Origin of the sequence: Enterobacter sp. 200527-13, from assembly GCF_027924865.1 — a bacterium.
Lineage (GTDB): Bacteria > Pseudomonadota > Gammaproteobacteria > Enterobacterales > Enterobacteriaceae > Enterobacter > Enterobacter ludwigii.
The window spans coordinates 107,498-132,429 of sequence record NZ_BSCM01000006.1; the positions used below are offsets into that span (position 1 = coordinate 107,498).

Genomic DNA, 24,932 nt, shown 5'->3' on the forward strand with positions numbered 1-24,932 from the left:
GATGAAACTGTCACGCGTGAGTGCCGTTAACTGGAATAAAATTCAGGATGATAAAGACCTGGAGGTGTGGAACCGCCTGACCAGCAACTTCTGGCTGCCGGAAAAAGTCCCGCTTTCAAACGATATTCCGGCCTGGCAAACCCTCAGCCACGCCGAACAGCAGCTGACGATCCGTGTGTTCACCGGTCTGACGCTGCTGGACACCATTCAAAATACCGTCGGTGCCCCTGCGCTGATGGCCGACGCGCTGACGCCTCACGAAGAGGCGGTGATGTCGAACATCAGCTTTATGGAGGCGGTCCATGCCCGCTCCTACAGCTCGATTTTTTCGACGCTGTGCCAGACCAAAGATGTGGACGCGGCGTACACCTGGAGCGAAGAAAGCGAGTCATTGCAGCGAAAGGCCAGCCTGGTGCTGGAGTATTATCAGGCCGACGAACCGCTGAAGAAGAAAATTGCCAGCGTGTTTCTGGAATCCTTCCTGTTCTATTCTGGCTTCTGGTTACCGATGTACTGGTCGAGCCGCGGCAAGCTGACCAACACCGCCGATTTAATTCGCCTCATCATTCGTGATGAAGCCGTACACGGGTACTACATCGGCTATAAATATCAGAAAGGGCTGGAGAACGTCAGCGAAGAAAAGCGCGAAGCGTTAAAAGGTTTTGCCCTCGATTTGCTGATGGATTTGTACGAGAACGAACTGAGTTATACCGAAGAATTGTACGCCGGTACCGGTTGGGAGGAGGAGGTAAAAGCGTTTCTTTGCTACAACGCCAATAAAGCGCTGATGAATCTCGGCTACGAAGCGCTTTTCCCACCGGAAATGGCCGACGTGAACCCGGCGATCCTGGCGGCACTGTCACCCAATGCCGATGAAAACCACGATTTCTTCTCCGGGTCTGGTTCGTCGTATGTGATGGGCAAAGCGGTGGAGACCGAAGATGAGGACTGGGATTTTTAATGAGCGGATTAACGTTCATTAATTTAATATAAATCTAACAATTTCCTCCCTAATATTTCACGGGCAACTACACTGTAATTCCCCGTTCATATTCGCCTGAATCACTCCGATTCAGGCGAAATGCCGCTGTGCAAAAGCAAAAAATTCAGAAAAATTCAAACCACGCTCAGCCCTTTACTCATGGGAAATTCAGCCGTTTCGCTTACGGCAAAATTCCTGCCATAAGCAAACCCAGGGTTGTCTCAGATTCTCAGTATGTTAGGGTAATGCCAGTTAACTATTTACCATGGTAATGATATCGACATAAACAAATAACAGGACACTCTCTATTGCATGGCAATTAAATTAGAAGTGAAAAATCTTTATAAAGTATTTGGCGAGCATCCTCAGCGCGCATTCAAATATATTGAGAAAGGCCTTTCAAAAGAGCAAATTCTGGAAAAAACCGGGCTGTCGCTTGGCGTTAAAGACGCCAGTCTGGCCATTGAAGAAGGCGAGATTTTTGTCATCATGGGGTTATCCGGTTCGGGTAAATCCACTATGGTTCGCCTTCTCAATCGCCTGATTGAACCCACCCGTGGACAGGTACTGATTGATGGCATTGATATCGCCAGAATATCAGAGGCTGAACTTCGCGAGGTGCGCAGAAAGAAGATTGCAATGGTGTTCCAGTCATTTGCGCTGATGCCGCATATGACGGTGCTGGATAATGCCGCCTTTGGCATGGAATTAGCGGGCGTTACCGCTAATGAACGTCAGGAAAAAGCGCTGGATGCATTACGTCAGGTGGGCCTCGAGAATTATGCGCATGCCTACCCGGATGAGCTTTCCGGCGGGATGCGCCAGCGTGTCGGATTAGCCCGCGCATTAGCCATTAACCCAGACATTTTATTAATGGATGAAGCCTTCTCGGCACTCGATCCATTAATTCGCACCGAGATGCAGGATGAGCTGGTAAAATTACAGGCTAAACATCAGCGTACCATTGTTTTTATTTCCCACGATCTTGATGAAGCCATGCGTATTGGTGACCGTATTGCCATTATGCAAAATGGTGAAGTGGTGCAGGTCGGCACGCCGGATGAAATTCTGAATAATCCGGCCAATGATTATGTGCGCACCTTCTTCCGCGGCGTGGATATTAGCCAGGTCTTTAGTGCGAAAGATATCGCCCGTCGTTCACCGAACGGTCTTATCCGCAAAACACCGGGCTTTGGTCCGCGCTCTGCACTGAAACTGTTGCAGGATGAAGATCGGGAATACGGTTATCTGATCGAACGCGGTAATAAATTTGTTGGCATTGTTTCCATCGACTCCCTGAAAACCGCACTCAGCGAAAATCAGGGCATTGATGCGGCGGTTATCGACTCCCCGCTTGCCGTGGACGCCGAAACGCCGCTCAGCGAGCTGCTCTCTCACGTTGGTCAGGCCCCATGTGCCGTACCGGTAGTCAGTGAGGAACAACAGTACGTCGGCATCATCTCAAAACGCATGTTGCTGCAGGCTTTAGATCGCGAGGGGACAAACAATGGCTGATCAATCTAACCCGTGGGGAACCACCGAGGCGGCGGACAGCGCTGCTCAATCTGCCGATGCGTGGGGGTCTTCCACGCCTGCGCCAACCGATGGCGGCGCGGCGGACTGGCTCAACAGTGCACCGGCCCCTGCGCCAGAGCACTTCAATATTATGGATCCGTTTCATAAGACGCTGATCCCGCTGGATAGCTGGGTCACGGAGGGGATCGACTGGGTAGTGACTCACTTTCGTCCAGTCTTCCAGGGGATCCGCGTACCGGTGGATTACATCCTGAACGGTTTCCAGCAGCTGATGCTCGGCATGCCCGCGCCGGTCGCTATTGTGCTCTTCTCCCTGATTGCCTGGCAGTTTGGCAGCGCCGGCATGGGTGTCGCCACGCTGATCTCACTGATTGCCATCGGCGCGATTGGCGCCTGGTCGCAGGCAATGATTACCTTAGCGCTGGTGCTCACCGCCCTGCTCTTCTGCGTCGCTATCGGCCTGCCGATGGGGATCTGGCTGGCGCGCAGTCCGCGGGCGGCGAAGATTATTCGTCCGCTGCTGGATGCGATGCAGACCACCCCCGCGTTTGTCTACCTGGTGCCGATCGTGATGCTGTTTGGTATCGGCAACGTGCCGGGCGTCGTGGTGACCATTATCTTCGCCCTGCCGCCGGTCATTCGTCTGACGATACTTGGGATTAACCAGGTACCGGCCGATCTTATCGAGGCGTCGCGTTCATTTGGTGCCAGCCCGCGCCAGATGCTGTTTAAAGTTCAGCTTCCGCTGGCGATGCCAACCATCATGGCGGGTGTCAACCAGACGCTGATGCTGGCCCTCTCCATGGTAGTAATTGCCTCAATGATCGCCGTCGGCGGACTGGGTCAGATGGTGCTGCGCGGCATTGGTCGTCTTGATATGGGACTGGCCACCGTGGGCGGCGTCGGCATTGTGATCCTCGCCATTATCCTTGACCGCCTGACGCAGGCTGTCGGTCGTGATTCACGCAGTCGCGGCAACCGTCGCTGGTATAGCACCGGCCCTGTCGGGTTAATCACCCGCCCATTCAGAAAATAAGGAACAACGATGCGACATCGCGTACTTTTTGCCACAGCGTTTGCCACCCTTGTCTCCACCAGCACGTTTGCTGCAGACCTGCCGGGCAAAGGCATTACCGTGCAACCGGTTCAGAGCACCATTTCAGAAGAGACCTTCCAGACGCTGTTAGTCAGCCGCGCGCTGGAAAAACTGGGCTATACGGTCAACACCCCAAGTGAAGTGGATTACAACGTGGGCTACACCTCGATTGCCTCCGGTGACGCCACCTTTACCGCCGTCAACTGGCAGCCGCTGCACGACGACATGTATGCCGCCGCCGGCGGGGATAAGAAATTCTACCGCGAAGGCACCTTCGTGACCGGTGCGGCGCAGGGGTACCTGATCGACAAGAAAACAGCTGACCAGTACCACATCACCAATATCGAGCAGCTGAAGGATCCGAAGATTGCCAAACTGTTCGACACCAACGGTGACGGCAAAGCTGACATGATGGGCTGCTCGCCGGGCTGGGGCTGTGAGGCGGTGATTAATCACCAGAACAAAGCCTTTGACCTGGCGAAAACGGTCGACGTCAGCCACGGTAACTACTCGGCGATGATGGCCGACACCATTGCCCGCTTCAAAGAGGGTAAACCGGTCATCTATTACACCTGGACACCGTACTGGGTGAGCGACGTGCTGAAGCCGGGGAAAGACGTGGTGTGGCTGCAGGTCCCCTTCTCTTCCCTGCCGGGCGAGCAGAAAGATATCGACACCAAACTGCCAAACGGCATGAACTATGGCTTCCCGGTCAACACGATGCATATCGTTGCTAACAAAGCCTGGGCTGAGAAAAACCCAGCGGCAGCGAAGCTGTTCTCGGTGATGAAACTGCCTCTGGCGGACATCAACGCCCAGAACGCGATGATGCACGCGGGGAAATCGTCCGAAGCTGACATCAAAGGCCACGTGGATGGCTGGATCAAAGCCCACCAGCAACAGTTTGATGGCTGGGTAAAAGAAGCGATGGACGCGCAGAAGTCATAAGAGCCCTTCAGACCTGCCCTCTCCCCACGGGAGAGGGTTAACTCCCCTAAACCGCACAATCCAGCACGTAACAATCCCACCACATTCACAATCATTCGCTATTATGGTTCACGGAAAAATAATCACTTAACTCACGATTCCTGAACCTGATGACTAAAACAACTCAAGGGCTTAGCCCGGCACTCATCCTTTTAATGTCCGTGGCAACGGGTCTGGCCGTCGCCAGTAACTACTACGCGCAGCCACTGCTCGATACCATCGCCCGCGCATTTAACCTTTCTGCCAGCTCAGCTGGCTTTATTGTCACCGCCGCGCAGCTTGGCTATGCCGCCGGGCTGCTTTTCCTCGTGCCGCTGGGCGATATGTTTGAGCGTCGGATGCTGATTGTCTCCATGACCCTGCTGGCCGCAGGCGGGATGCTGATCACCGCCAGCAGCCACTCGTTAACGATGATGATTATCGGCACCGCGTTAACGGGTCTGTTTTCAGTCGTGGCGCAGATTCTGGTTCCGCTCGCCGCCACTCTCGCCTCACCGGAAAAGCGCGGCAAGGTGGTGGGAACAATCATGAGCGGCCTGCTGCTGGGGATTTTGCTGGCGCGGACCGTCGCCGGGCTGCTGGCGAGTCTTGGTGGCTGGCGTACCGTGTATTGGGTGGCGAGCGTACTGATGGCCGTGATGGCGCTTGCCCTGTGGCGCGGGCTGCCAAAGGTGAAGCAGGAAAATCACCTTAATTATCCGCAGCTTCTCGCCTCCGTTTTCAGCCTCTTCACACACGATAAACTGCTGCGTACGCGTGCGTTGCTGGGCTGTTTGACCTTCGCCAACTTCAGCATCTTATGGACCTCAATGGCGTTTCTGCTGGCCGCGCCGCCGTTCAATTATTCCGAAGCGGTGATTGGTCTGTTTGGTCTGGCGGGCGCTGCGGGAGCCCTGGGCGCGCGTCCGGCGGGCGGACTGGCGGATAAAGGCAAATCCCATCTGACGACCTCTGCCGGGCTGGTTCTGCTCCTGCTCTCCTGGGCAGCCATCTGGTATGGACATACCTCTGTACTGGCGCTGAGCGTCGGTATTCTGGTACTCGACCTCACCGTGCAGGGCGTGCATATCACTAACCAGACCGTCATCTACCGCGTGAAGCCAGAGGCGCGTAACCGCCTCACGGCCGGATACATGACCAGCTATTTTATTGGCGGCGCAGCGGGTTCGTTAATTTCAGCCTCGGCGTGGCAGCATGCCGGTTGGTCAGGCGTGTGCGGGATAGGCGCAATCGTCGCCGCGCTGAATCTGCTAGTATGGTGGCGTGGGTACCATCGCCAGGACGTAATTAACTAAGTTTTACATTGCTTTGGGCCTCTTAGGGTGTAAAGGGGCCCTGCAGTCTGTTAATGTAAACGTAATCATTTATCCCAGAAATTTTAATGTGGGTGACATATTTTCTACCGGCATGAATAGTTCAGACCCCCGTCCTCACATCCTCTCTTCCGCGGGTTCACTCCCAACGCTCTCTGTGCTCACCGGGTCACGGACTTACCCGGCGCTTTCTGATGGTGACATAAGTTTGGCGGATATAACCGCACAAATAATTCATTTACATTATTTGTCACTATCGTTACTATATCGGCTGTAATTAATGAGGTTATGCCCAAATGGATAGTTCGTTTACGCCCATTGAACAAATGCTTAAATTCCGCGCCAGTCGTCATGAGGACTTCCCGTATCAGGAGATCCTGCTGACCCGCCTGTGCATGCACATGCAGGGTAAGCTACTGGAAAATCGTAATAAAATGCTGAAAGCTCAAGGGATTAACGAGACGTTGTTTATGGCGTTAATTACGCTGGAGTCTCAGGAAAATCACAGCATTCAGCCGTCAGAGCTGAGCTGCGCGCTGGGTTCATCCCGTACTAATGCCACCCGTATTGCCGATGAACTGGAAAAACGCGGCTGGATTGAACGCCGTGAAAGCGATAACGATCGCCGCTGCCTGCATCTGCAGCTGACCGACAAAGGTCACCAATTCCTGCGTGAGGTGCTGCCACCTCAGCATAATTGCCTGCATCAACTGTGGTCTGCCCTCAGCACCACCGAGCGCGACCAGCTTGAGCACATTACTCGCAAGCTGCTGACCCGTCTGGACCAGATGGATGAAGACGGCGCTGTTCTAGAGGCGCTGCGCTAACGCGACAACACGCTCAACAATCCCAGACTCATAAGAAAACCGACAGGCCAGCACGTCACACTGCTGGCCTTTCTGACAACAGCTCGGCTCAGCCGATGTGAAAATAAGAAGATCGTGGAGAACAACAATGAGCGCAAATGCGGAGAGCACTACCCCGCAGCAACCGGTCAATAAAAAGGGCAAACGCAAAAGCGCCCTTATTGTACTGACATTGCTCTTTATTATTATTGCCGTGGCATATGGGATCTATTGGTTTTTAGTATTGCGTCATGCTGAAGAGACAGACGATGCATACGTGGCAGGGAACCAGGTACAAATTATGGCGCAGGTATCGGGCAGCGTGACGAAAGTCTGGGCTGATAACACCGATTTTGTGCAAAAAGGGGATGTATTGGTCACGCTCGATCCGACCGACGCCCAACAGGCTTTTGAAAAAGCCCAGACCGCGCTGGCCTCCAGCGTCCGTCAGACCCGCCAGCTGATGATCAACAGCAAGCAGCTGCAGGCCAACATCGACGTGCAGAAAACCGCACTGGCGCAGGCGCAGAGCGACCTGAACCGTCGCGTTCCCCTCGGCACTGCCAACCTGATTGGCCGTGAAGAGCTGCAGCACGCGCGTGATGCCGTTGCCAGCGCACAGGCGCAGCTGGACGTGGCGATTCAACAGTACAATGCCAACCAGGCGATGGTGCTGGGCACCAGCCTGGAAAACCAGCCTGCCGTGCAACAGGCTGCCACCGACGTGCGCAACGCGTGGCTTGCCCTGCAGCGTACTAAAATTGTCAGCCCGATGACCGGCTACGTCTCTCGTCGTTCCGTCCAGCCTGGCGCCCAAATTAGCCCAACCACGCCGCTGATGGCGGTCGTTCCGGCAGACAACCTGTGGGTTGATGCGAACTTTAAAGAGACGCAGCTTGCCCATATGCGTATCGGCCAGACCGCGACGGTGATCAGCGATATTTACGGTGATGACGTGAAGTACACCGGGAAAGTGGTCGGCCTGGATATGGGGACCGGCAGTGCCTTCTCCCTGTTGCCAGCGCAAAACGCCACCGGGAACTGGATCAAAGTGGTTCAGCGCTTGCCTGTACGTATCGAACTGGATGCAAAACAGCTGGCGGACCATCCGCTGCGTATTGGCCTCTCTACGCTGGTAACGGTTGATACCGCCAACCGCGATGGTCAGATCCTGGCAAGTCAGGTGCGCAGCACCCCGGCTTATGAAAGTAACGCCCGTGAAATTAGCCTCGATCCGGTCAATAAACTGATCGATGACATCGTGAAGGCAAACGCCGGTTAATCCGAAGGTGAGCGTTATGCAACAGCAAAAGCCGCAAAAACCGTTGGAGGGGGCGCAACTGGTTATCATGACCATTGCGCTGTCGCTGGCGACATTCATGCAGGTGCTGGACTCTACCATCGCAAACGTGGCGATCCCAACCATCGCCGGTAACCTTGGCTCGTCACTGAGCCAGGGGACCTGGGTCATTACCTCGTTTGGGGTGGCAAACGCCATCTCCATCCCTATCACCGGCTGGCTGGCGAAGCGCGTCGGTGAAGTGAAGCTGTTCCTGTGGTCAACGGTATTGTTCGTGCTCGCCTCCTGGGCGTGCGGTATGTCCAACAGCCTGACGATGCTGATCATCTTCCGCGTCATTCAGGGGATTGTGGCCGGGCCGCTGATTCCGCTGTCGCAGAGTTTGCTGCTGAACAACTATCCGCCCGCTAAGCGCTCTATCGCGCTGGCGCTGTGGTCAATGACGGTGATTGTCGCACCGATTTGCGGGCCTATCCTCGGCGGCTATATCAGCGACAACTACCACTGGGGCTGGATCTTCTTCATCAACGTGCCGATTGGGGCGCTGGTGGTGATGCTGACCCTGCAAACGCTGCGCGGTCGCGAAACCCGAACAGAGCAGCGGCGAATTGACGCCATTGGCCTGGCGCTGCTGGTGGTCGGGATCGGTAGCCTGCAGGTGATGCTCGATCAGGGTAAAGAGCTGGACTGGTTTAACTCGACAGAGATTATCATCCTGACCGTTGTCGCGGTGATATCGCTGAGCTTCCTGATCGTCTGGGAGCTGACGGACGATAACCCAATCGTCGATCTCTCGCTGTTTAAGTCGCGAAACTTCACCATCGGCTGCCTGTGTATCAGCCTGGCCTACATGCTCTACTTCGGCGCAATCGTTCTGCTGCCGCAGCTGTTGCAGGAGGTATATGGCTACACCGCAACCTGGGCAGGTTTGGCTTCTGCGCCAGTGGGGTTAATTCCGGTCCTGCTGTCGCCGATTATCGGCCGCTTCGCTCACAAGCTCGACATGCGCAGGCTGGTGACCTTCAGCTTTATCATGTACGCGGTGTGCTTCTACTGGCGCGCCTATACGTTCGAGCCGGGCATGGACTTTGGCGCATCCGCATGGCCGCAGTTCATTCAGGGCTTCGCCGTGGCGTGCTTCTTTATGCCGCTGACAACCATTACGCTTTCCGGCTTGCCGCCAGAGCGCATGGCGGCGGCATCAAGCCTGTCGAACTTTACGCGTACGCTGGCAGGCTCCATCGGGACGTCGATCACCACGACCCTTTGGACCAACCGCGAGTCGATGCACCATGCGCAATTGACCGAAGCGGTGAACCCGTTTAACCCTAACTCGCAGCAGATGTACAGTCAGCTTCAGGGAATGGGAATGACGGAGCAGCAGGCATCCGGCTGGATCGCCCAGCAGATCACCAACCAGGGCCTGATTATCTCGGCAAACGAGATATTCTGGATATCGGCGGGGATCTTTATCATCCTGCTGGGACTGGTATGGTTTGCCCGACCACCGTTTGGCGCCGGAGGCGGCGGCGGCGGTGCGCACTAACGTGCGGTGTCCAGATCGCGACAGCGATTGTCAGTAACGATAAAGCAGCGCTCCTGAAATCGATTCACGATAGTGAAAAGACAACAGGAGCGCACCATGCTGAAAACACCTTCCGACAAATACCAACCTCAACCTGCTATTTCCCTGCCCGATCGCCGCTGGCCTGAGCAACGCCTCACGCAGGCGCCGCGCTGGCTTTCCACCGATTTACGTGACGGTAATCAGGCCCTTGCCGAGCCGATGGACAGCAACCGCAAACTGCAGTTCTGGGCGTTGTTACTGCGTTGCGGATTCAAAGAAATCGAAGTCGCTTTCCCCTCTGCCTCACAGACGGACTTCAATTTTGTGCGTCAGTTGATCGACGAAAACCGCATTCCGGATGACGTCACCATTCAGGTATTAACCCAGGCGCGTGAAGACCTTATCCTGCGTACCTTTGCGTCGCTGCGCGGGGCGAAGCAGGCCACCATACACCTGTATAACGCCACCGCCCCGCTGTTCCGCCGCCTGGTGTTCGGCATGGAGAAAGCGCAAATCGTTGAGCTGGCGACCCGTTCCACGCGTCTTATCCGCACGCTGTGCGAAGAGAATCCCGCCACCCGCTGGCAATACGAATACTCTCCGGAAACTTTCTGCTTTACCGAGCCGGACTTTGCGCTGGAGATTTGCGAAGCCGTGGCAGACATCTGGCAGCCGTGCGCCGAACGCCCGATGGTGATCAACTTACCGGCCACCGTTGAGGTCAGTACACCGAATGTGTATGCCGATCAGATTGAGTATTTCTGCCGTCATTTCAGCCGCCGCAGCGATGTCTGCATCAGCGTCCATCCGCATAACGACCGCGGCACCGGTGTCGCCAGCGCGGAGCTGGCCCTGATGGCCGGTGCAGACCGTGTCGAAGGGTGTCTGTTTGGTAACGGCGAACGAACCGGTAACGTCTGCCTGGTCACGCTGGCGATGAACCTCTACAGCCAGGGGATTAGCCCGAATCTGGACTTTAGCGACATGAATCACGTGGTGGAGGTGGTAGAAACCTGCAACCAGCTGCCGGTGCATCCGCGCCATCCGTGGGCAGGACGGCTGGCGTATACCGCATTTTCAGGTTCGCATCAGGATGCCATCAAGAAAGGCTTTGATGCCCGCAAGCCTGACGAACGCTGGGAGATGCCCTATCTGCCGGTTGACCCACAGGATATTGGTTGCACCTACGAAGCGGTGATCCGGGTTAACAGCCAGTCAGGAAAAAGCGGCAGCGCGTGGCTTATTGAACAAAACCATGGTCTGAAATTACCCCGCGCCCTGCAGCAGGACTTTAGCCAGCACGTACAGCAGGAAACCGACCAGCACGGTAAAGAGATGACGCAGCATGCGCTGTGGCAACTGTTCCGCACACGTTATGGGCTGGTAGAGACGCCAGGCTTTGCCCTGCACGCTTACCGTAGCGACAGCCAGCAGGACGGGCAGTTACATCTGACGGCAAGCGTCACGACGCAGGGCGGGATGCGCCAGCTGGAGGGGCAAGGTAACGGGCTGTTATCCGCGGCGGCCAATGGTATAAGCCACTGGGTCACGACCCCGTTTGTGATTAAGGACTATCACGAACATACGCTTGGGGAGCGCAGCGACAGCCGCTCGGTGGCGTATATCCGCTGTCTGTTTCAGGATGGTAGCAGCCGCTGGGGCGTCGGCATTGACAGCGACGTGGCCCGCGCGTCTCTTCAGGCCCTGTTCAATGCTGTCAGCTAGCTGTCTTTGAAATAATCGCTGGGTGATATCCCCATCACCCGGCGAAACATCGCCGTAAAGGCACTGTGGCTGCCGTAGCCCAGATCCAGCGCCACTCGTAGCACTGGCTGACCTTGTCCCAGGCGCAGCAGCGCTTCCAGCAGGCGCGCCCTTCTTAGCCACTCACCGTAGCTTAACCCCGTCTGCTGCTTGAAATGGCGGTTCATCGTGCGTTCACTCATACCAAGCGTGTTTGCGGCCTGCATGCTGCCCCAGCTTTCCCCCGGCAACCGCCGGATCTGCTGGCAAAGGGTACGCAACGGCTCGCTTTCCGGCTCAGGCAGGTGAAACGGCAGCACCCGCAACGTACGGATTTCATCCAGAATGAGCTCATATACGCGCTCATCACGACTGCCAGGCGAGTAGGACGCCTCAAGCGTCAGCGAGGTGAGGATAAGTTCGCGTAACAGACCGGAGATCTGGACTATCTGACAGGTTGCCGGAAGATCGGCTCGCGCGAGGGGATCGATAAATAGCGTGCGCGCCGCAACGTTGCCGGTAATACGCAAAGAGTGCGGAGTGCCCGCGGGTAGCCAGACGCCGCGTCCGGGCGGCACCACCCAACAACCTGATGCGGTATCGACTCTCACCACCCCACTCAGGGTGTGCAGCAATTGCGCGCAGTCGTGCTGATGCCACGGCTCGCTGTCGCCATGAAGGTAATCATGGGCATAAGGAACAAGTGGGCGATGGGTAAAGGAGAAGGTTGAGGTTGTGGTCATGAGGTTAAACACCCCTCACCCTACCCTCTCCCTGAGGGAGAGGGAAAAGGTGCACTAGATGTGCAGTTCCTGCAGTTTTTCTTTTGGCAGCGCCAGCTCTTCGTTGCTGTTTACGCGAACGTCACGCTCGATGATATGACGCGCGATCTCCTGGGCTTCTTCCAGAGAGTGCATCTGGTAAGTTCCGCACTGATATACGTTCAGCTCAGGGATCTGGTTCTGCTCTTTCACCTTCAGCACATCTTCCATTGCCGCTTTCCAGGCATCCGCGACGCGTTTCTCTTCAGGCTGACCAATCAGGCTCATGTAGAAACCGGTACGGCAACCCATCGGAGAGATATCGATGATCTCAACGCCATTACCGTTCAGGTGGTCACGCATAAACCCGGCAAACAGGTGCTCCAGGGTGTGAATGCCTTTCTCTGGCATCACTTCTTTGTTAGGCACGCAGAAACGCAGATCGAATACGGTGATCGTGTCGCCGTGCGGGGTGTGCATGGTCTTCGCCACACGTACTGCAGGTGCTTCCATACGGGTATGGTCGACAGTAAAGCTATCTAATAACGGCATACGTCACCTCCGATAGTGATTTTTTTTAAAATAAACTGAACTCTTCTACAAAATGCACGTCTGAGTATATGAAAGACGCGCATTTGTTATCATCATCCCTGAATTCAGAGATGTATATTTTGGCCACAGCGATGTGGCCTTTTTCTTTTCTGTTAAGCCTGTTTCGCCAGAAACGCCTCAAACGACTCCGTATCCGCCGCTTCAACCTCTTTCTGACGCACGACAGAGGCGTCTCGTTCTGCCACAAAATCGGCTTCACTCAGAATCTCTAACGGCTCCTGCTTCAGCATCTCGCGGTATTCCGCAGAGAGCGAACGCCCGGTGCCGCCAATACCCTGATCAATCATAGAACGCAGAATACGCGCTGAGAACGTCAGTTCCGGGTTATCAAACGATTCAACCAGCTGGTCGCAGACGTTTTGATAGGCTTCCCCACCGTCAATGCTGTCCATGGTCCGGGCAACACGCTTCAGGTCGCGGAACAGATCCTTACCGACTTTCGTCAGCGGGAACTGCGCTGTTTCGCAGCCAATACCCAGCGTCAGACCCGGCTTGCGCCCTTCCAGAATCACGCGGTTCCAGTTGGTACGGGTACAGAGCAGTTCCTCTGAACTCATTTCCGGCGCATCCGCCAGTACGCACCAGACCATAAACAGATCCAGGAAGCGAACCTGCTGCTCGTCAACGCCGATGGGTGAGAAGGGGTTGATATCCAGCGAGCGCACTTCTATGTATTCAATCCCGCCGCGCTGCAGTGCATCCGACGGGGTTTCACCGCTGCGCGTGACGCGCTTCGGACGAATAGGCGCGTACAGTTCATTTTCAATCTGCAGCACGTTGCTGTTAATCTGCAGGCGCTTACCGTCTTTTTCGAGGCCGATTTTCTCGTACTCTTCCGACGGCGTTTTGATCGCCCGCTTCAATCCTGCCACATATTCGTGCAATTCGTTAAACGTAATACCGAGATTGCTTTGCGACTTATTGGTATAACCCAGATCGCTAAGACGCAGGGAGGTGGCGTACGGGAGATAGTACATTCCACACTCTGTCTTCTCGAACGGCAGCGTGGTCGGTTTCCCCTGCAGGAATGACGAGCATATCGCAGGCGATGCGCCAAACAGATACGGAATGACCCAGCCAAAACGATAGTAGTTGCGGATCAGGCGGAAATAACCCGCGGAGATCGCGTCTTTATCCGTTTCGCCGCACTTCGCCTGCCAGAACGCCATGGGTAAAGAGAAATTGTAATGCACGCCAGAAATGGTCTGCATCAACGCACCGTAGCGGTTTTTCAGCCCCTCACGATAGAGCGTTTTCAGCTGACCGATATTTGACGTGCCGTATTGCGCCAGTTCAATCTCCTGGCCTTGTTCGATATAGCACGGCATGCTGAGCGGCCACATACGCTCATCACCCAGATTGCGGGCAGTGTAGCGATGGATGTCGCGCAGAATCGTTAGCATATGATCAATATCACCATCCACTGGCGTGATGAATTCCAGCAGCGCTTCAGCGAAATCGGTTGTGATCCATTTATGTGTCAGCGCCGAGCCTAACGCCTTCGGGTGACCCGTTGTCGCTAAGCTACCGTCCGCGTTAACGCGCAGCGTTTCACGCTCAAGACCACGCTGAATACCCTTCAGTGCCTGAGGGTGATTTTCCAGCCAGGCCAGCGCCTGAGATACGTCCGGGATCAAATTGACCTCCCGCCTGTCAAAGTATTGTTACTCAGCATAATTGTAATGGTTGACGATTGAAGGTCGCGTATTCATTCCACCAATTAGTGCCACCACGTCATACCCTGTAGTGTTGCCCATGCCACGAGAACATAGCGCAACGCCTTGCCAAGGCACAAAAAAAAGAGCACTGGCCCCCAGGAGATGCGCATCCATCCCGCCAGCAGGCACAGTAAATCACCTATTACAGGCATCCAGCTTAATAACAGCGTGGCAGCGCCATAGCGTTTTAGCCAGCCGACTGCCTTTTCCTGCCAGCGCGATTTTTCACGCAGCGGAAAGAAACGCCCAAGAATAACGTTAGTCAGCCCTCCAAAGCTATTACCCATTGTTGCTATTAACACGAGCAACCAGGGCTGACTCACGCCAGACAACAGCATCGCTACCAGCACCACTTCCGAATTTCCCGGCAAGAGCGTGGCGCTTAAAAAACTGCTGGCGAATAATGATAAAAGTGACAGCGCGTCACTCACAGTAAGCGGACGTCCACAACATCCATCCCGGCATCGCGCGCGGCCTGAATACCAAAATCAGCATCTTCGAACACCACACATTTCACCGCAGGCACACCCATCAGTTCTGCACAACGCAGGAAAGTGTCCGGTGCGGGCTTGTGATTTTGAACATGATCGGCGGCAACCACCGCAGAGAAATAATGGCGCAGGCCAAGATGGGTGAGCAGCGCTTCCGCAATAGCGCTTTCACTGCCCGTGCCAACGGACATAGGACGACGCCCGTGCCATGCTTTTACGACGTCAATTAACGGTAACGGGCGCACGGTATCTAAAAGCATCGCTTTTACCGCATCGGTTTTTTCACGGGCCAGAAGGTGCGGGTCGAGATCGGCATGATTACGTTCAATCACGGCCTGCGCTATACGCCAGGTTGGGGCTCCGTTGAGGGCGATCATCGCCTGAAGATCGAAACGCATACCGTAACGAGCAAGGACATCAGTCCAGGCTTGACGATGCGTGGGTTCGGTATCCAGGAGAGTGCCATCCATATCGAAGATCAAACCGTCATACTGTGCGTACATCGTGCTCTCGCTAAACGATTAACAAAGCATTACTTTATCGTAAACGGTGGTTTTTGTCGCTCAAAGAGAAATGATTGCTGACGGAACGTCGAAGGAATAACCAGGGAGAAAGAGAGTGATACAGAAAAGAAGATGGTGCATCCGGGAGGATTACTCGGCTGCGCCTCGCCCTTCGGGCCGTTGCTAAGCAACGTTATCTTCCCTGGTGCTTGCGGCTAACCCGCAGACCTTGAAACAACAGCCTTGCTGTTATCTCGGAGAAGATGGTGCATCCGGGAGGATTCGAACCTCCGACCGCTCGGTTCGTAGCCGAGTACTCTATCCAGCTGAGCTACGGATGCATCGGGAAATGCTTTTGAAACAGTAAATGGTGCATCCGGGAGGATTACTCGGCTGCGCCTCGCCCTTCGGGCCGTTGCTAAGCAACGTTATCCTCCCTGGTGCTTGCGGCTAACCCGCAGACCTTGAAACAACAACCTTGCTGTTATCTCGGAGAAGATGGTGCATCCGGGAGGATTCGAACCTCCGACCGCTCGGTTCGTAGCCGAGTACTCTATCCAGCTGAGCTACGGATGCATCAGGGTACTGCTTTCAGAAATAGTAAATGGTGCATCCGGGAGGATTACTCGGCTGCGCCTCGCCCTTCGGGCCGTTGCTAAAGCAACGTTATCCTCCCTGGTGCTTGCGGCTAACCCGCAGACCGTGAAACAACAGCCTTGCTGTTATCTCGGAGAAGATGGTGCATCCGGGAGGATTCGAACCTCCGACCGCTCGGTTCGTAGCCGAGTACTCTATCCAGCTGAGCTACGGATGCATCGGGATTTACTATTGTACTACTCGATATTCATATCACTTCGAAAGCAATATGAAGTAATAGATGGTGCATCCGGGAGGATTCGAACCTCCGACCGCTCGGTTCGTAGCCGAGTACTCTATCCAGCTGAGCTACGGATGCAAAATGGCGGTGAGGCGGGGATTCGAACCCCGGATGCAGCTTTTGACCGCATACTCCCTTAGCAGGGGAGCGCCTTCAGCCTCTCGGCCACCTCACCACACAACGCCTCTTTCGAGTGCTTCGAGTAACTCGTTAAGAGCTTCTCGTCGCTGCGTGGCGCATATATTACTTTCTGGGACTTATAAGTCAAACAATTTTCCAAAAGCTTTTATCGTTTGCACAAATCACACGCAATTCGCATGCAAAAGCTGCAAAGAGGGTGTTTTATAAGCGGATTTTGCAGGCATCTTGTCAGAAAACTGATGACAGAATAGTGATGTTGAGGCGAGTTAAGGGTAAGAGAGTGGTTAAAAACAGAGCGATTGAAATTAAACGGTAACTTTAAGCAGGAAAAATGGCGGGAGAGGTTGCGTCTCGCCCGACAGCGAGACGCGACAATATCAGTAACTGGACTGCTGGGATTTTTCAGCCTGGATACGCTGGTAGATCTCTTCACGGTGGACAGATACTTCTTTAGGAGCGTTTACACCAATACGTACCTGGTTACCCTTTACCCCTAAAACTGTCACGGTGACCTCATCCCCAATCATGAGGGTCTCACCAACTCGACGAGTCAGAATCAGCATTCTTTGCTCCTTGAAAGATTAAAAGAGTCGGGTCTCTTGTATCCCGGCATTATCCATCATATAACGCCAAAAAGTAAGCGATGACAAACACGTAAAGTGTAAGCAGTCACGGCATCACATTCTGTTAAACGTAAGTTTAGCCGATATACACAAACTCAACCTGACTTTATCGTTATCGATAGCGCAGTGAACAAGACGCCATAACGTTACCGCTATGGCGTCTGCTTGTGCTTTGTAGTTATTACAGTTTCGCGCTCACCCAGCTTTCAACACTGGCCAATGCCGCAGGAAGTGCCGCCGCATCCGTACCACCGGCTTGCGCCATGTCCGGACGACCGCCACCCTTACCGCCCACCTGCTGGGCGACCATACCAATCAGTTCCCCTGCTTTTACGCGGTCGGTCACATCCTTAGAGACGCCCGCAATCAGAGAAACCTTACCTTCTGCCACTGTCGCCAGCACGATAACTGTGGAACCGAGCTGGTTCTTCAGATCGTCGACCATAGTACGCAGCATCTTAGGCTCAACGCCCGCCAGATCGCTGACCAGCAGTTTGACGCCCTTAATGTCTACAGCTTTGCTGGAGAGGTTTGCACTCTCCTGCGCCGCAGCCTGCTCTTTCAGCTGCTGCAGCTCTTTTTCCAGCTGACGCGTACGATCCAGCGCAACGCGCACTTTCTCGCCCAGGTTCTGGCTATCACCTTTCAACAACTGCGCGATGTCGTGCAGCTGATCGCTCTGTGCATGCAGGCTGGCAATCGCGCCTTCACCGGTTACCGCTTCAATACGACGCACGCCCGCCGCCGTTCCTGATTCGGAAACAATGCGGAACAGACCAATGTCGCCGGTACGGGAGGCATGCGTCCCGCCGCAGAGCTCAGTCGAGAAGTCGCCCATGCTCAGCACGCGAACGCGGTCGTCGTATTTCTCGCCGAACAGTGCCATCGCGCCTTTCTTCTTCGCCGCCTCGAGATCCATGATATGGGTTTCGATTGGCAGGTTACGACGGATCTGCGCATTCACCAGATCTTCCACCGCGCGGATTTCAGACGGCTTCATCGCTTCAAAATGAGAGAAGTCGAAGCGCAGAACTTTATCGTTAACCAGAGAACCTTTCTGTGCAACGTGCGTTCCCAGAACTTCACGCAGGGCAGCGTGCATCAGGTGCGTAGCTGAGTGGTTCAGACGAATGCGCGCACGACGAGCTTCATCAACGTTCGCCTGGACACCCTCGCCCACTTTCAGAGAACCGGCAATCAGTTTGCCCTGATGGCCAATCGCCTGACCGTATTTCTGCGTGTCGCTTACGCTGAAGCTGAAACCGTTGCCTTTCAGTTCGCCTTTATCGCCAACCTGGCCGCCGGATTCCGCGTAGAACGGCGTTTTGTCCAGAATGACAACCGCATCCTGACCCGCGTTGATGCTGTCTACGGCTTTACCGTCAACAAACAGGGCGGTCACTTTGCCAGTCAATTCCAGATTTTCGTAGCCTTTGAATTCTGATGCGCCATCAACGCGGATCATCGCGTTATAGTCAGCACCAAAACCGCTGGACTCGCGCGCACGGCGGCGCTGCTCTTCCATTGCGGCTTCAAAGCCTGCTTCGTCCACTTTAATGTTGCGCTCACGGCAAACGTCCGCCGTCAGGTCAACCGGGAAACCGTAGGTGTCATACAGGCGGAAAGCGGTTTCGCCGTCCAGCGTATCGCCCTTAAGTTTCGCCAGCTCTTCATCCAGCAGCGCCAGTCCGCGCTCCAGAGTACGAGCAAACTGCTCTTCTTCCGTTTTCAGAACCTGCTCAACCTGCGCCTGCTGACGTTTCAGCTCATCACCGGCTGCGCCCATCACGCCAATCAGTGGCCCAACGAGTTTATAGAAGAAGGTGTCCTTCGCGCCCAGCATGTTGCCGTGACGGATAGCACGACGAATGATACGACGCAGCACATAGCCACGGTTTTCATTCGACGGGATCACGCCGTCGGCAATCAGGAACGCGCAGGAACGGATATGGTCTGCAATAACGCGCAGCGATTTGTTGTTCAGATCGGTTGCACCCGTCACTTGCGCAACGGCTTTAATCAGGGTGCTGAACAGGTCAATTTCGTAGTTGGAGTTAACGTGCTGCAGAACAGCCGCGATACGCTCCAGACCCATACCGGTATCAACGGACGGTTTCGGCAGCGGCTCCATCGTACCGTCAGCCTGACGGTTGAACTGCATGAAGACGATATTCCAGATCTCAATGTAGCGATCGCCGTCTTCTTCCGGGCTGCCTGGAGGACCACCCCAGATATGGTCGCCGTGATCGTAGAAGATCTCGGTGCACGGACCGCAAGGGCCGGTATCGCCCATCTGCCAGAAGTTGTCAGACGCATAAGGTGCGCCTTTGTTATCGCCGATGCGAATAATACGCTCGCGCGGGATACCAACCTCTTTTTCCCAGATTTCGTAGGCTTCGTCATCGGTTTCATAGACGGTAACCCACAGACGATCTTTCGGCAGGTTGAACCAGTTTTCACCGGTCAGCAGTTCCCACGCATATTGAATGGCATCGTGTTTGAAGTAGTCGCCGAAGCTGAAGTTACCCAGCATTTCGAAGAACGTGTGGTGACGCGCGGTGTAACCGACGTTTTCCAGGTCGTTGTGTTTACCGCCCGCACGCACGCAACGCTGTGAGGTTGTGGCGCGGGAATAATTACGTTTGTCGAGACCAAGGAACACATCCTTGAACTGGTTCATCCCGGCGTTGGTAAACAGCAGAGTCGGATCGTTGTTCGGTACCAGGGAGCTGCTGGCAACTACCTGATGTCCCTTACTATGGAAAAAATCGAGAAACGCCTGACGGATCTCAGCGGTGCTCTTGCTCATAATTATCCTGAAATCAAGCTAACGAAATGTCGTAGCAAGCCTGTATCGGTAAATCGTTGGACAGACCAGCTACTGGAAAAAGTGGGAATAAGATAAGTTTTCTTTAGTGGGAAGTAAAATCCCGCATGCGTTCAATCCGCAAAATTACGCCAGATATCCTGAATATCTTCCATCAGAAAGCCGCGGTAGAGCAAAAAGCGCTGGATTTTAACTTTTTCTGAAAATTCACGTGGCAAGGGTTCGCCGTACTTGCGAATGGCCTGTTCTTTTGCCAGCGCGCACCAGTCTGTGTCGCATTCGCGCATGGCCTTTTCAATGGTTTCACGGGCGACCCCTTTCTGGTTCAGCTCCTGGCGGATACGCGCGGGGCCATATCCTTTGCGGCCACGGCTGGCAAGAAACCGGGAAGCGAAACGCTCGTCATCCAGATAGCGGTGCTCATAGCACCAGGCAATGACGCGGTCGTAATCTTCCGCGGTCGCATCAATCTCTTCCGGCCCGTTTTTACTCATGACGGGGGCCGACAGTTTTCGCCGCAACTCCTGTTCGCTGTGGTCACGGACGGCAAGAATGCGTACCGCACGGTCCAGTAAGCGTGCATAGGCAGGGCGGCGTGAAGTCGATTCACTCATAAAAAACCTGCTGATTCAGAAATGCAAAAAGGGCCGCATTAGCAGCCCTTCATCTTTAAACGAGAGAATTAGAAATCTTCGTTGGTTTCTTCAGCACCCGCGTTATCCACCACGAAATCAGGCGTACCGTCCTGGTTGTTCAGCAGAAGCTCACGCACTTTCTTCTCAATTTCTTTCGCCGCAGCCGGGTTCTCTTTCAGCCAGGAGATTGCATTTGCTTTACCCTGACCAATCTTGTCGCCGTTGTAGCTGTACCATGCGCCCGCTTTTTCAATCAGCTTCTCTTTCACGCCCAGGTCAACCAGTTCGCCGTAGAAGTTGATACCTTCACCGTAGAGGATCTGGAATTCAGCCTGTTTGAACGGCGCTGCGATTTTGTTCTTCACAACCTTCACGCGGGTTTCGCTACCCACCACGTTTTCACCTTCTTTCACCGCGCCGATACGGCGGATATCCAGACGGACAGACGCGTAGAATTTCAGCGCGTTACCACCGGTAGTGGTTTCCGGGTTACCGAACATCACACCAATTTTCATACGGATCTGGTTGATGAAGATCAGCAGCGTGTTGGACTGCTTCAGGTTACCGGCCAGCTTACGCATTGCCTGGCTCATCATACGTGCCGCGAGGCCCATGTGAGAGTCACCAATTTCGCCTTCGATTTCAGCTTTTGGCGTCAGAGCAGCAACGGAGTCGACCACGATAACGTCAACCGCACCGGAACGGGCCAGCGCGTCACAAATTTCCAGCGCCTGCTCACCGGTGTCCGGCTGAGAACACAGCAGGTTGTCAATATCAACGCCCAGCTTACGAGCATAAACAGGGTCCAGCGCGTGCTCGGCATCGATAAACGCACAGGTTTTACCTTCACGCTGTGCCGCAGCGATAACCTGCAGCGTCAGGGTTGTTTTACCTGAGGACTCGGGCCCGTAGATTTCTACGATACGGCCCATTGGCAGGCCGCCAGCGCCCAGCGCGATATCCAGAGAAAGCGAACCGGTGGAGATAGTTTCCACATCCATGGAACGGTCTTCACCCAGGCGCATGATGGAGCCTTTACCGAATTGCTTTTCGATCTGGCCCAGTGCTGCCGCCAACGCTTTCTGTTTGTTTTCGTCGATAGCCATTATTACTCCTGTCATGCCGGGAGAAGCGACTGTGCTTCACCGTGGATTTCTGTTCTGTTGGTGCAATTATACTGTATGGTCATACAGTATCAAGTATTTTGTAGAAATTGTTGCCAGAGCGTTTTTAATGCATAAACGGTTGCCTGACGACGCACTCTTTCGCGATCGCCGCTAAAGCACTCCCGGCGGGTGATCCCTTCACCTCTGGCGGAAGCAAAACCAAACCAGACGGTGCCGACAGGTTTCACGTCACTGCCCCCGTCCGGGCCCGCAATGCCGCTAATCGATATTGCATAATCCGCGCGCGCCTCTTTGAGCGCACCAATAGCCATCTCAATCACCACCGGCTCGCTGACCGCGCCATGCTGTTCGAGCGTAGATTCCCGCACGCCGATCATTTGCGCTTTAGCTTCATTACTGTAGGTCACAAAACCACGTTCAAACCAGGCGGAACTGCCGGCAATATCGGTAATCGCTTTCGCCACCCAGCCGCCGGTGCAGGACTCCGCGGTGGTGAGGGTCGCCCCGCGTTGCTTAAGCGCCAGCCCTACCACTTCGCTAAGCTGCATCAATTCATGGTCAGTCATTCTCGCTCCAGGCCTTAGAAAAACATGCAGCACAAGATAGCACTTTCTCGTCAGATATGGGGATGCGCTGCAGGATTTACGAGGGGGCTTCAGAAAAAAGCCGATGCGAGCGCACCGGCGGTGGCGAGGATTATTTCATGCTGTCAGCGAGGGTATCAACATTGTGGCGGAACGCCTTAACGTAGGTCTCTGCCACGCCCCCTTTTGCCGAGAGCGCTTCCGGGTAAAGCTCGCCTCCCGGCTGCGCGCCGGTGGCTGTAGCAATCTGTTTAACCAGCCGCGGATCGAGCTGGTTTTCCATAAACCAGCTTTTCACGCCGTCCGCTTTAATCTGATTAATGATCTCAGCGACCTGTGCCGCGCTGGCCTCGCTCTCTGATGACAACCCCTGGGGCGCCATAAACGTCACCCCGTAGGCGCGGCTGAAATAGCCGAACGCGTCATGGCTGGTCAGCACTTTACGTTTCACCAGCGGGATCTGGCTAAAACGCGTTTTGGCCCAGCTATCCAGCTGCTTAAGCTGCGCGATGTACGGTTTTCCGGTCGCTTCCAGCGCGGTTTTATCTTCTGGGTCGGCTTTCACCAGCCCGTTGAGAATATTTTGCGCGTACAGCGCCCCGTTCGCCGCGCTGTTCCAGGCGTGCGGGTCAGTGACGGTTTTGCCCTCTTCTTCGAGGGTATGCGTCTGCACACCACGCGACGCCACCACCAGCTGGCCTTTGAACCCGGAGGCTTTCACCAGGCGATCCAGCCACCCTTCCAGTCCCAGACCATTGACCACCACAACATCTGCCTTGCTTAGCGCCGCGCTATCTTTTGGCGAGGGCTCGAAGGTATGCGGATCGCCGTCCGGACCCACCAGCGTCGTGACGTTCACATGGTCACCGCCCACCTCCCGGGTCATATCCCCCAGTATGGAAAAGCTGGTCACCACATTGAGCGTTTTCGCCATCACCGTTTGCGACATCATCCCCAGCGCGAGCGCCACTACTAATCCCGTACGTTTCATCGTTTCCCCTTCCGTTAAAAAAGCGCACGCAGGCTGCCAGCCAGCCTGCTGCGCGTGCCAAATAAAATGGAAATAAAGAACAGCGCGCTGGCGGTAAGCACGATGGACGGCCCCGCGGGCAGACTGGCGGCCCAGGAGAGACTGAGTCCGAGCCACGCGCAGAAAATACCGCTGATACCCGCCATCAATAGCAGTCCGGGTAAGGTGCGTGCCCAGCAGCGTGCCGCTACCGCAGGGAGCATCATCAGCCCGACCGCCATCAACGTGCCAAGCACCTGAAAACCGGCAACGAGGTTAAGCACCAGCAGCGCCAGAAACAGGCCGTGTAATAAGCCGGGAACATGGCGGGCGTTTACCTGCAGCCAGGCGGTGTCAAAGGCCTCGGTCACCAGCCCACGGTAAAAAATCGCCAGCGTGATAAGGGTGAACATACAAACGCCTGCCACAAACAGCGCGGCATCGTTATCCACCGCCAGGATGGAGCCAAACAGCAGGTGCAGAAGATCGACGTTCGAACCGCGCAGTGATACCAGCGTGACGCCCAGCGCCAGCGAGCCAAGATAGAACCCGGCAAAACTGGCGTCCTCTTTAAGCGGCGTTCGACGGCTGACCAGCCCGGCCACCAGCGCCACGGTAATACCGGCAATAAAGCCTCCCACGCTCATGGCCAGCAGCGACATACCGCTGAGCAAATACCCCACGGCGACGCCGGGCAAAATGGCGTGAGAGAGGGCATCGCCCATCAGACTCATCCGGCGCAGCTGAAGGAAAACGCCCAGAGCAGTGGTACTGACGGACAACGCCAGGCAAACCACCAGCGCGCGGCGCATAAAGCCATACTCAATAAAAGGCTGAAAAAAGATATGCCAGATCATGCCACCCTCACCCGCTCGGTTTTCCACTGGGGAATGTCAGCGTCCAGCCGTAACGTCTGCGGGAAGTGGCGCGATACACGCTCGCTGTCGTGCAGCACCGCAAGCACCGTTTGCCCCTGCATATACATTTCCAGCATCAGGTCCATCAGCACATTGCAGGTAGCTTCATCAACGCCGGTAAAGGGCTCATCGAGCATGACCAGCGGTGCCTGCTGCACTAATACCCGCGCGAACAGCATGCGCTGAAACTGACCGCCGGAGAGTTCATCAATGGTCGTTAGCGCCATCGTTCCAAGCCCCACCCGCTCAAGCGCGCCAGCAATGCGCAGCCGCATTTCACGGCGAAGGCCAGAAAAAAGCGACGCTTGAGGCCAACAGCCCATGCTGACCACATCCTGCACGGTTAGCGGAAATTGCGCCTCCAGGGCATGACGCTGTGCCAGCCAGCCCATTACCGGGCGTTTTTTCTGCCAGTGAAAACGGCCGCTTACCGGCGGGATAAACCCGGCGAGGGTTTTCAGAAGCGTTGATTTACCGCAGCCGTTGGCCCCGAGGATGGCGGTCATGCTCCCGCATTCAATCACCCCGGACAGAGGACGCGTGACCGGCTCGCGGTCGTAACCCGCCGTGAGTTGATTCATCACAATCATGGCAATGCCACCGCCCAGCACACGGCCAGTCCGATAAAGACAATCAGCGCCAGCGCCATCAGAAGCCGGACCGGCGCAGACAGAGAAAAAAAGGAAGTAGACATCTCATCACCACATCAAATGTTATAACATAACAATAATGAAAGAT

At 55.1% G+C, this 24,932-nt stretch carries 22 protein-coding genes, 5 tRNA genes and 1 other RNA gene; 9 read left to right on the forward strand and 19 right to left on the reverse strand.

Annotated features, from left to right (window positions below):
* The first annotated feature begins 1 nt into the window (after window position 1).
* The 9 genes from nrdF (at window position 2) to leuA (ending at window position 11,351) form a co-directional block, all read left to right on the forward strand.
* Window positions 2-961: a class 1b ribonucleoside-diphosphate reductase subunit beta gene (gene nrdF / locus QMG44_RS18245; protein WP_020883863.1), complete on the forward strand. Its 960-nt coding sequence runs from the start codon at window positions 2-4 to the stop codon at window positions 959-961.
* Window positions 962-1,294: 333 nt separating this feature from the next.
* The gene (proV, locus tag QMG44_RS18250) at window positions 1,295-2,497 is read left to right on the forward strand and encodes a glycine betaine/L-proline ABC transporter ATP-binding protein ProV (protein WP_014171319.1); all 1,203 of its coding nucleotides are present in this window, start codon (window positions 1,295-1,297) and stop codon (window positions 2,495-2,497) included.
* Window positions 2,490-3,554 (forward strand): glycine betaine/L-proline ABC transporter permease ProW, encoded by a 1,065-nt coding sequence (gene proW / locus QMG44_RS18255; RefSeq protein WP_014171320.1) that lies wholly within the window; start codon window positions 2,490-2,492, stop codon window positions 3,552-3,554. The genes proV and proW overlap by 8 nt, the downstream gene beginning before the upstream one ends.
* A 9-nt stretch (window positions 3,555-3,563) precedes the next feature.
* Window positions 3,564-4,562 (forward strand): glycine betaine/L-proline ABC transporter substrate-binding protein ProX, encoded by a 999-nt coding sequence (proX, locus tag QMG44_RS18260; RefSeq protein WP_014171321.1) that lies wholly within the window; start codon window positions 3,564-3,566, stop codon window positions 4,560-4,562.
* 149 nt (window positions 4,563-4,711) lie between these two features.
* Window positions 4,712-5,896 (forward strand): MFS transporter, encoded by a 1,185-nt coding sequence (locus QMG44_RS18265; protein ID WP_086532182.1) that lies wholly within the window; start codon window positions 4,712-4,714, stop codon window positions 5,894-5,896.
* Between the two features lie 314 nt (window positions 5,897-6,210).
* A complete protein-coding gene (gene emrR, locus QMG44_RS18270) occupies window positions 6,211-6,741 on the forward strand; it encodes a multidrug efflux transporter EmrAB transcriptional repressor EmrR (protein ID WP_014171323.1) in 531 nt (176 codons plus the stop codon).
* Window positions 6,742-6,868: 127 nt separating this feature from the next.
* Window positions 6,869-8,041 carry a multidrug efflux MFS transporter periplasmic adaptor subunit EmrA gene (gene emrA / locus QMG44_RS18275; RefSeq protein WP_020883861.1) on the forward strand — a complete coding sequence of 391 codons (1,173 nt, stop codon included), beginning with the start codon at window positions 6,869-6,871 and terminating at the stop codon, window positions 8,039-8,041.
* Between the two features lie 16 nt (window positions 8,042-8,057).
* Window positions 8,058-9,605: a multidrug efflux MFS transporter permease subunit EmrB gene (gene emrB / locus QMG44_RS18280; protein WP_020883860.1), complete on the forward strand. Its 1,548-nt coding sequence runs from the start codon at window positions 8,058-8,060 to the stop codon at window positions 9,603-9,605.
* Between the two features lie 96 nt (window positions 9,606-9,701).
* Window positions 9,702-11,351, forward strand: coding sequence for a 2-isopropylmalate synthase (gene leuA, locus QMG44_RS18285; protein ID WP_281853222.1), 1,650 nt, complete (start codon window positions 9,702-9,704; stop codon window positions 11,349-11,351).
* On the opposite strand, the gene QMG44_RS18290 is transcribed toward leuA, so the two are convergent.
* From QMG44_RS18290 to QMG44_RS18380, 19 genes are all read right to left on the reverse strand, one after another.
* Entirely contained in the window at window positions 11,348-12,112 is a 765-nt protein-coding gene (locus tag QMG44_RS18290) for a helix-turn-helix domain-containing protein (RefSeq protein ID WP_086532180.1), read from the reverse strand. The two genes, leuA and QMG44_RS18290, sit on opposite strands and share 4 nt — an antisense overlap.
* Before the next feature lie 54 nt (window positions 12,113-12,166).
* Window positions 12,167-12,682 (reverse strand): S-ribosylhomocysteine lyase, encoded by a 516-nt coding sequence (gene luxS, locus QMG44_RS18295; RefSeq protein WP_008499539.1) that lies wholly within the window; start codon window positions 12,680-12,682, stop codon window positions 12,167-12,169.
* 152 nt (window positions 12,683-12,834) lie between these two features.
* The gene (gene gshA, locus QMG44_RS18300) at window positions 12,835-14,379 is read right to left on the reverse strand and encodes a glutamate--cysteine ligase (protein ID WP_014171329.1); all 1,545 of its coding nucleotides are present in this window, start codon (window positions 14,377-14,379) and stop codon (window positions 12,835-12,837) included.
* A gap of 83 nt (window positions 14,380-14,462) precedes the next feature.
* Complete coding sequence (locus QMG44_RS18305) at window positions 14,463-14,891, reverse strand: YqaA family protein (RefSeq protein ID WP_032678833.1); 429 nt, start codon at window positions 14,889-14,891, stop codon at window positions 14,463-14,465.
* Window positions 14,888-15,454 (reverse strand): fructose-1-phosphate/6-phosphogluconate phosphatase, encoded by a 567-nt coding sequence (yqaB, locus tag QMG44_RS18310; RefSeq protein WP_014171331.1) that lies wholly within the window; start codon window positions 15,452-15,454, stop codon window positions 14,888-14,890. The genes QMG44_RS18305 and yqaB overlap by 4 nt, the downstream gene beginning before the upstream one ends.
* A 264-nt stretch (window positions 15,455-15,718) precedes the next feature.
* Window positions 15,719-15,795, reverse strand: a tRNA-Arg gene (locus tag QMG44_RS18315).
* A gap of 158 nt (window positions 15,796-15,953) precedes the next feature.
* Window positions 15,954-16,030 (reverse strand) — tRNA-Arg (locus QMG44_RS18320).
* A gap of 29 nt (window positions 16,031-16,059) precedes the next feature.
* Window positions 16,060-16,190: non-coding RNA, RtT sRNA (locus tag QMG44_RS18325), on the reverse strand.
* 1 nt (window position 16,191) lies between these two features.
* Window positions 16,192-16,268 (reverse strand) — tRNA-Arg (locus QMG44_RS18330).
* Window positions 16,269-16,332: 64 nt separating this feature from the next.
* Window positions 16,333-16,409 (reverse strand) — tRNA-Arg (locus QMG44_RS18335).
* A gap of 4 nt (window positions 16,410-16,413) precedes the next feature.
* Window positions 16,414-16,506 (reverse strand) — tRNA-Ser (locus tag QMG44_RS18340).
* Window positions 16,507-16,849: 343 nt separating this feature from the next.
* Window positions 16,850-17,035, reverse strand: a complete 186-nt coding sequence (gene csrA, locus QMG44_RS18345; protein WP_000906486.1) for a carbon storage regulator CsrA — start codon at window positions 17,033-17,035, stop codon at window positions 16,850-16,852.
* A 241-nt stretch (window positions 17,036-17,276) separates the two neighbouring features.
* Entirely contained in the window at window positions 17,277-19,904 is a 2,628-nt protein-coding gene (gene alaS / locus QMG44_RS18350; protein WP_086462966.1) for an alanine--tRNA ligase, read from the reverse strand.
* A 131-nt stretch (window positions 19,905-20,035) separates the two neighbouring features.
* Window positions 20,036-20,536, reverse strand: coding sequence for a recombination regulator RecX (gene recX, locus QMG44_RS18355; RefSeq protein WP_014171334.1), 501 nt, complete (start codon window positions 20,534-20,536; stop codon window positions 20,036-20,038).
* Window positions 20,537-20,604: 68 nt separating this feature from the next.
* A complete protein-coding gene (gene recA, locus QMG44_RS18360) occupies window positions 20,605-21,663 on the reverse strand; it encodes a recombinase RecA (RefSeq protein WP_020883855.1) in 1,059 nt (352 codons plus the stop codon).
* 89 nt (window positions 21,664-21,752) lie between these two features.
* Window positions 21,753-22,250 carry a nicotinamide-nucleotide amidase gene (gene pncC, locus QMG44_RS18365; RefSeq protein ID WP_086532179.1) on the reverse strand — a complete coding sequence of 166 codons (498 nt, stop codon included), beginning with the start codon at window positions 22,248-22,250 and terminating at the stop codon, window positions 21,753-21,755.
* A 130-nt stretch (window positions 22,251-22,380) separates the two neighbouring features.
* Entirely contained in the window at window positions 22,381-23,259 is an 879-nt protein-coding gene (locus QMG44_RS18370) for a metal ABC transporter substrate-binding protein (RefSeq protein WP_086532178.1), read from the reverse strand.
* Between the two features lie 14 nt (window positions 23,260-23,273).
* The gene (locus tag QMG44_RS18375; RefSeq protein WP_025203390.1) at window positions 23,274-24,134 is read right to left on the reverse strand and encodes a metal ABC transporter permease; all 861 of its coding nucleotides are present in this window, start codon (window positions 24,132-24,134) and stop codon (window positions 23,274-23,276) included.
* Window positions 24,131-24,784 carry a metal ABC transporter ATP-binding protein gene (locus QMG44_RS18380; RefSeq protein WP_086532177.1) on the reverse strand — a complete coding sequence of 218 codons (654 nt, stop codon included), beginning with the start codon at window positions 24,782-24,784 and terminating at the stop codon, window positions 24,131-24,133. The genes QMG44_RS18375 and QMG44_RS18380 overlap by 4 nt, the downstream gene beginning before the upstream one ends.
* Window positions 24,785-24,932: the final 148 nt, after the last annotated feature.

What these genes read in the sequence shown, in the direction of transcription:
- nrdF (WP_020883863.1), top strand. Translation starts at nt 2, where the DNA reads ATGAAACTGTCACGCGTGAGTGCCGTTAACTGGAATAAAATTCAGGAT.
- proV (WP_014171319.1), top strand. Translation starts at nt 1,295, where the DNA reads ATGGCAATTAAATTAGAAGTGAAAAATCTTTATAAAGTATTTGGCGAG.
- proW (WP_014171320.1), top strand. Translation starts at nt 2,490, where the DNA reads ATGGCTGATCAATCTAACCCGTGGGGAACCACCGAGGCGGCGGACAGC.
- proX (WP_014171321.1), top strand. Translation starts at nt 3,564, where the DNA reads ATGCGACATCGCGTACTTTTTGCCACAGCGTTTGCCACCCTTGTCTCC.
- QMG44_RS18265 (WP_086532182.1), top strand. Translation starts at nt 4,712, where the DNA reads ATGACTAAAACAACTCAAGGGCTTAGCCCGGCACTCATCCTTTTAATG.
- emrR (WP_014171323.1), top strand. Translation starts at nt 6,211, where the DNA reads ATGGATAGTTCGTTTACGCCCATTGAACAAATGCTTAAATTCCGCGCC.
- emrA (WP_020883861.1), top strand. Translation starts at nt 6,869, where the DNA reads ATGAGCGCAAATGCGGAGAGCACTACCCCGCAGCAACCGGTCAATAAA.
- emrB (WP_020883860.1), top strand. Translation starts at nt 8,058, where the DNA reads ATGCAACAGCAAAAGCCGCAAAAACCGTTGGAGGGGGCGCAACTGGTT.
- leuA (WP_281853222.1), top strand. Translation starts at nt 9,702, where the DNA reads ATGCTGAAAACACCTTCCGACAAATACCAACCTCAACCTGCTATTTCC.
- QMG44_RS18290 (WP_086532180.1), bottom strand. Translation starts at nt 12,112, where the DNA reads ATGACCACAACCTCAACCTTCTCCTTTACCCATCGCCCACTTGTTCCT.
- luxS (WP_008499539.1), bottom strand. Translation starts at nt 12,682, where the DNA reads ATGCCGTTATTAGATAGCTTTACTGTCGACCATACCCGTATGGAAGCA.
- yqaB (WP_014171331.1), bottom strand. Translation starts at nt 15,454, where the DNA reads ATGTACGCACAGTATGACGGTTTGATCTTCGATATGGATGGCACTCTC.
- csrA (WP_000906486.1), bottom strand. Translation starts at nt 17,035, where the DNA reads ATGCTGATTCTGACTCGTCGAGTTGGTGAGACCCTCATGATTGGGGAT.
- alaS (WP_086462966.1), bottom strand. Translation starts at nt 19,904, where the DNA reads ATGAGCAAGAGCACCGCTGAGATCCGTCAGGCGTTTCTCGATTTTTTC.
- recX (WP_014171334.1), bottom strand. Translation starts at nt 20,536, where the DNA reads ATGAGTGAATCGACTTCACGCCGCCCTGCCTATGCACGCTTACTGGAC.
- recA (WP_020883855.1), bottom strand. Translation starts at nt 21,663, where the DNA reads ATGGCTATCGACGAAAACAAACAGAAAGCGTTGGCGGCAGCACTGGGC.
- pncC (WP_086532179.1), bottom strand. Translation starts at nt 22,250, where the DNA reads ATGACTGACCATGAATTGATGCAGCTTAGCGAAGTGGTAGGGCTGGCG.
- QMG44_RS18370 (WP_086532178.1), bottom strand. Translation starts at nt 23,259, where the DNA reads ATGAAACGTACGGGATTAGTAGTGGCGCTCGCGCTGGGGATGATGTCG.
- QMG44_RS18375 (WP_025203390.1), bottom strand. Translation starts at nt 24,134, where the DNA reads ATGATCTGGCATATCTTTTTTCAGCCTTTTATTGAGTATGGCTTTATG.
- QMG44_RS18380 (WP_086532177.1), bottom strand. Translation starts at nt 24,784, where the DNA reads ATGATTGTGATGAATCAACTCACGGCGGGTTACGACCGCGAGCCGGTC.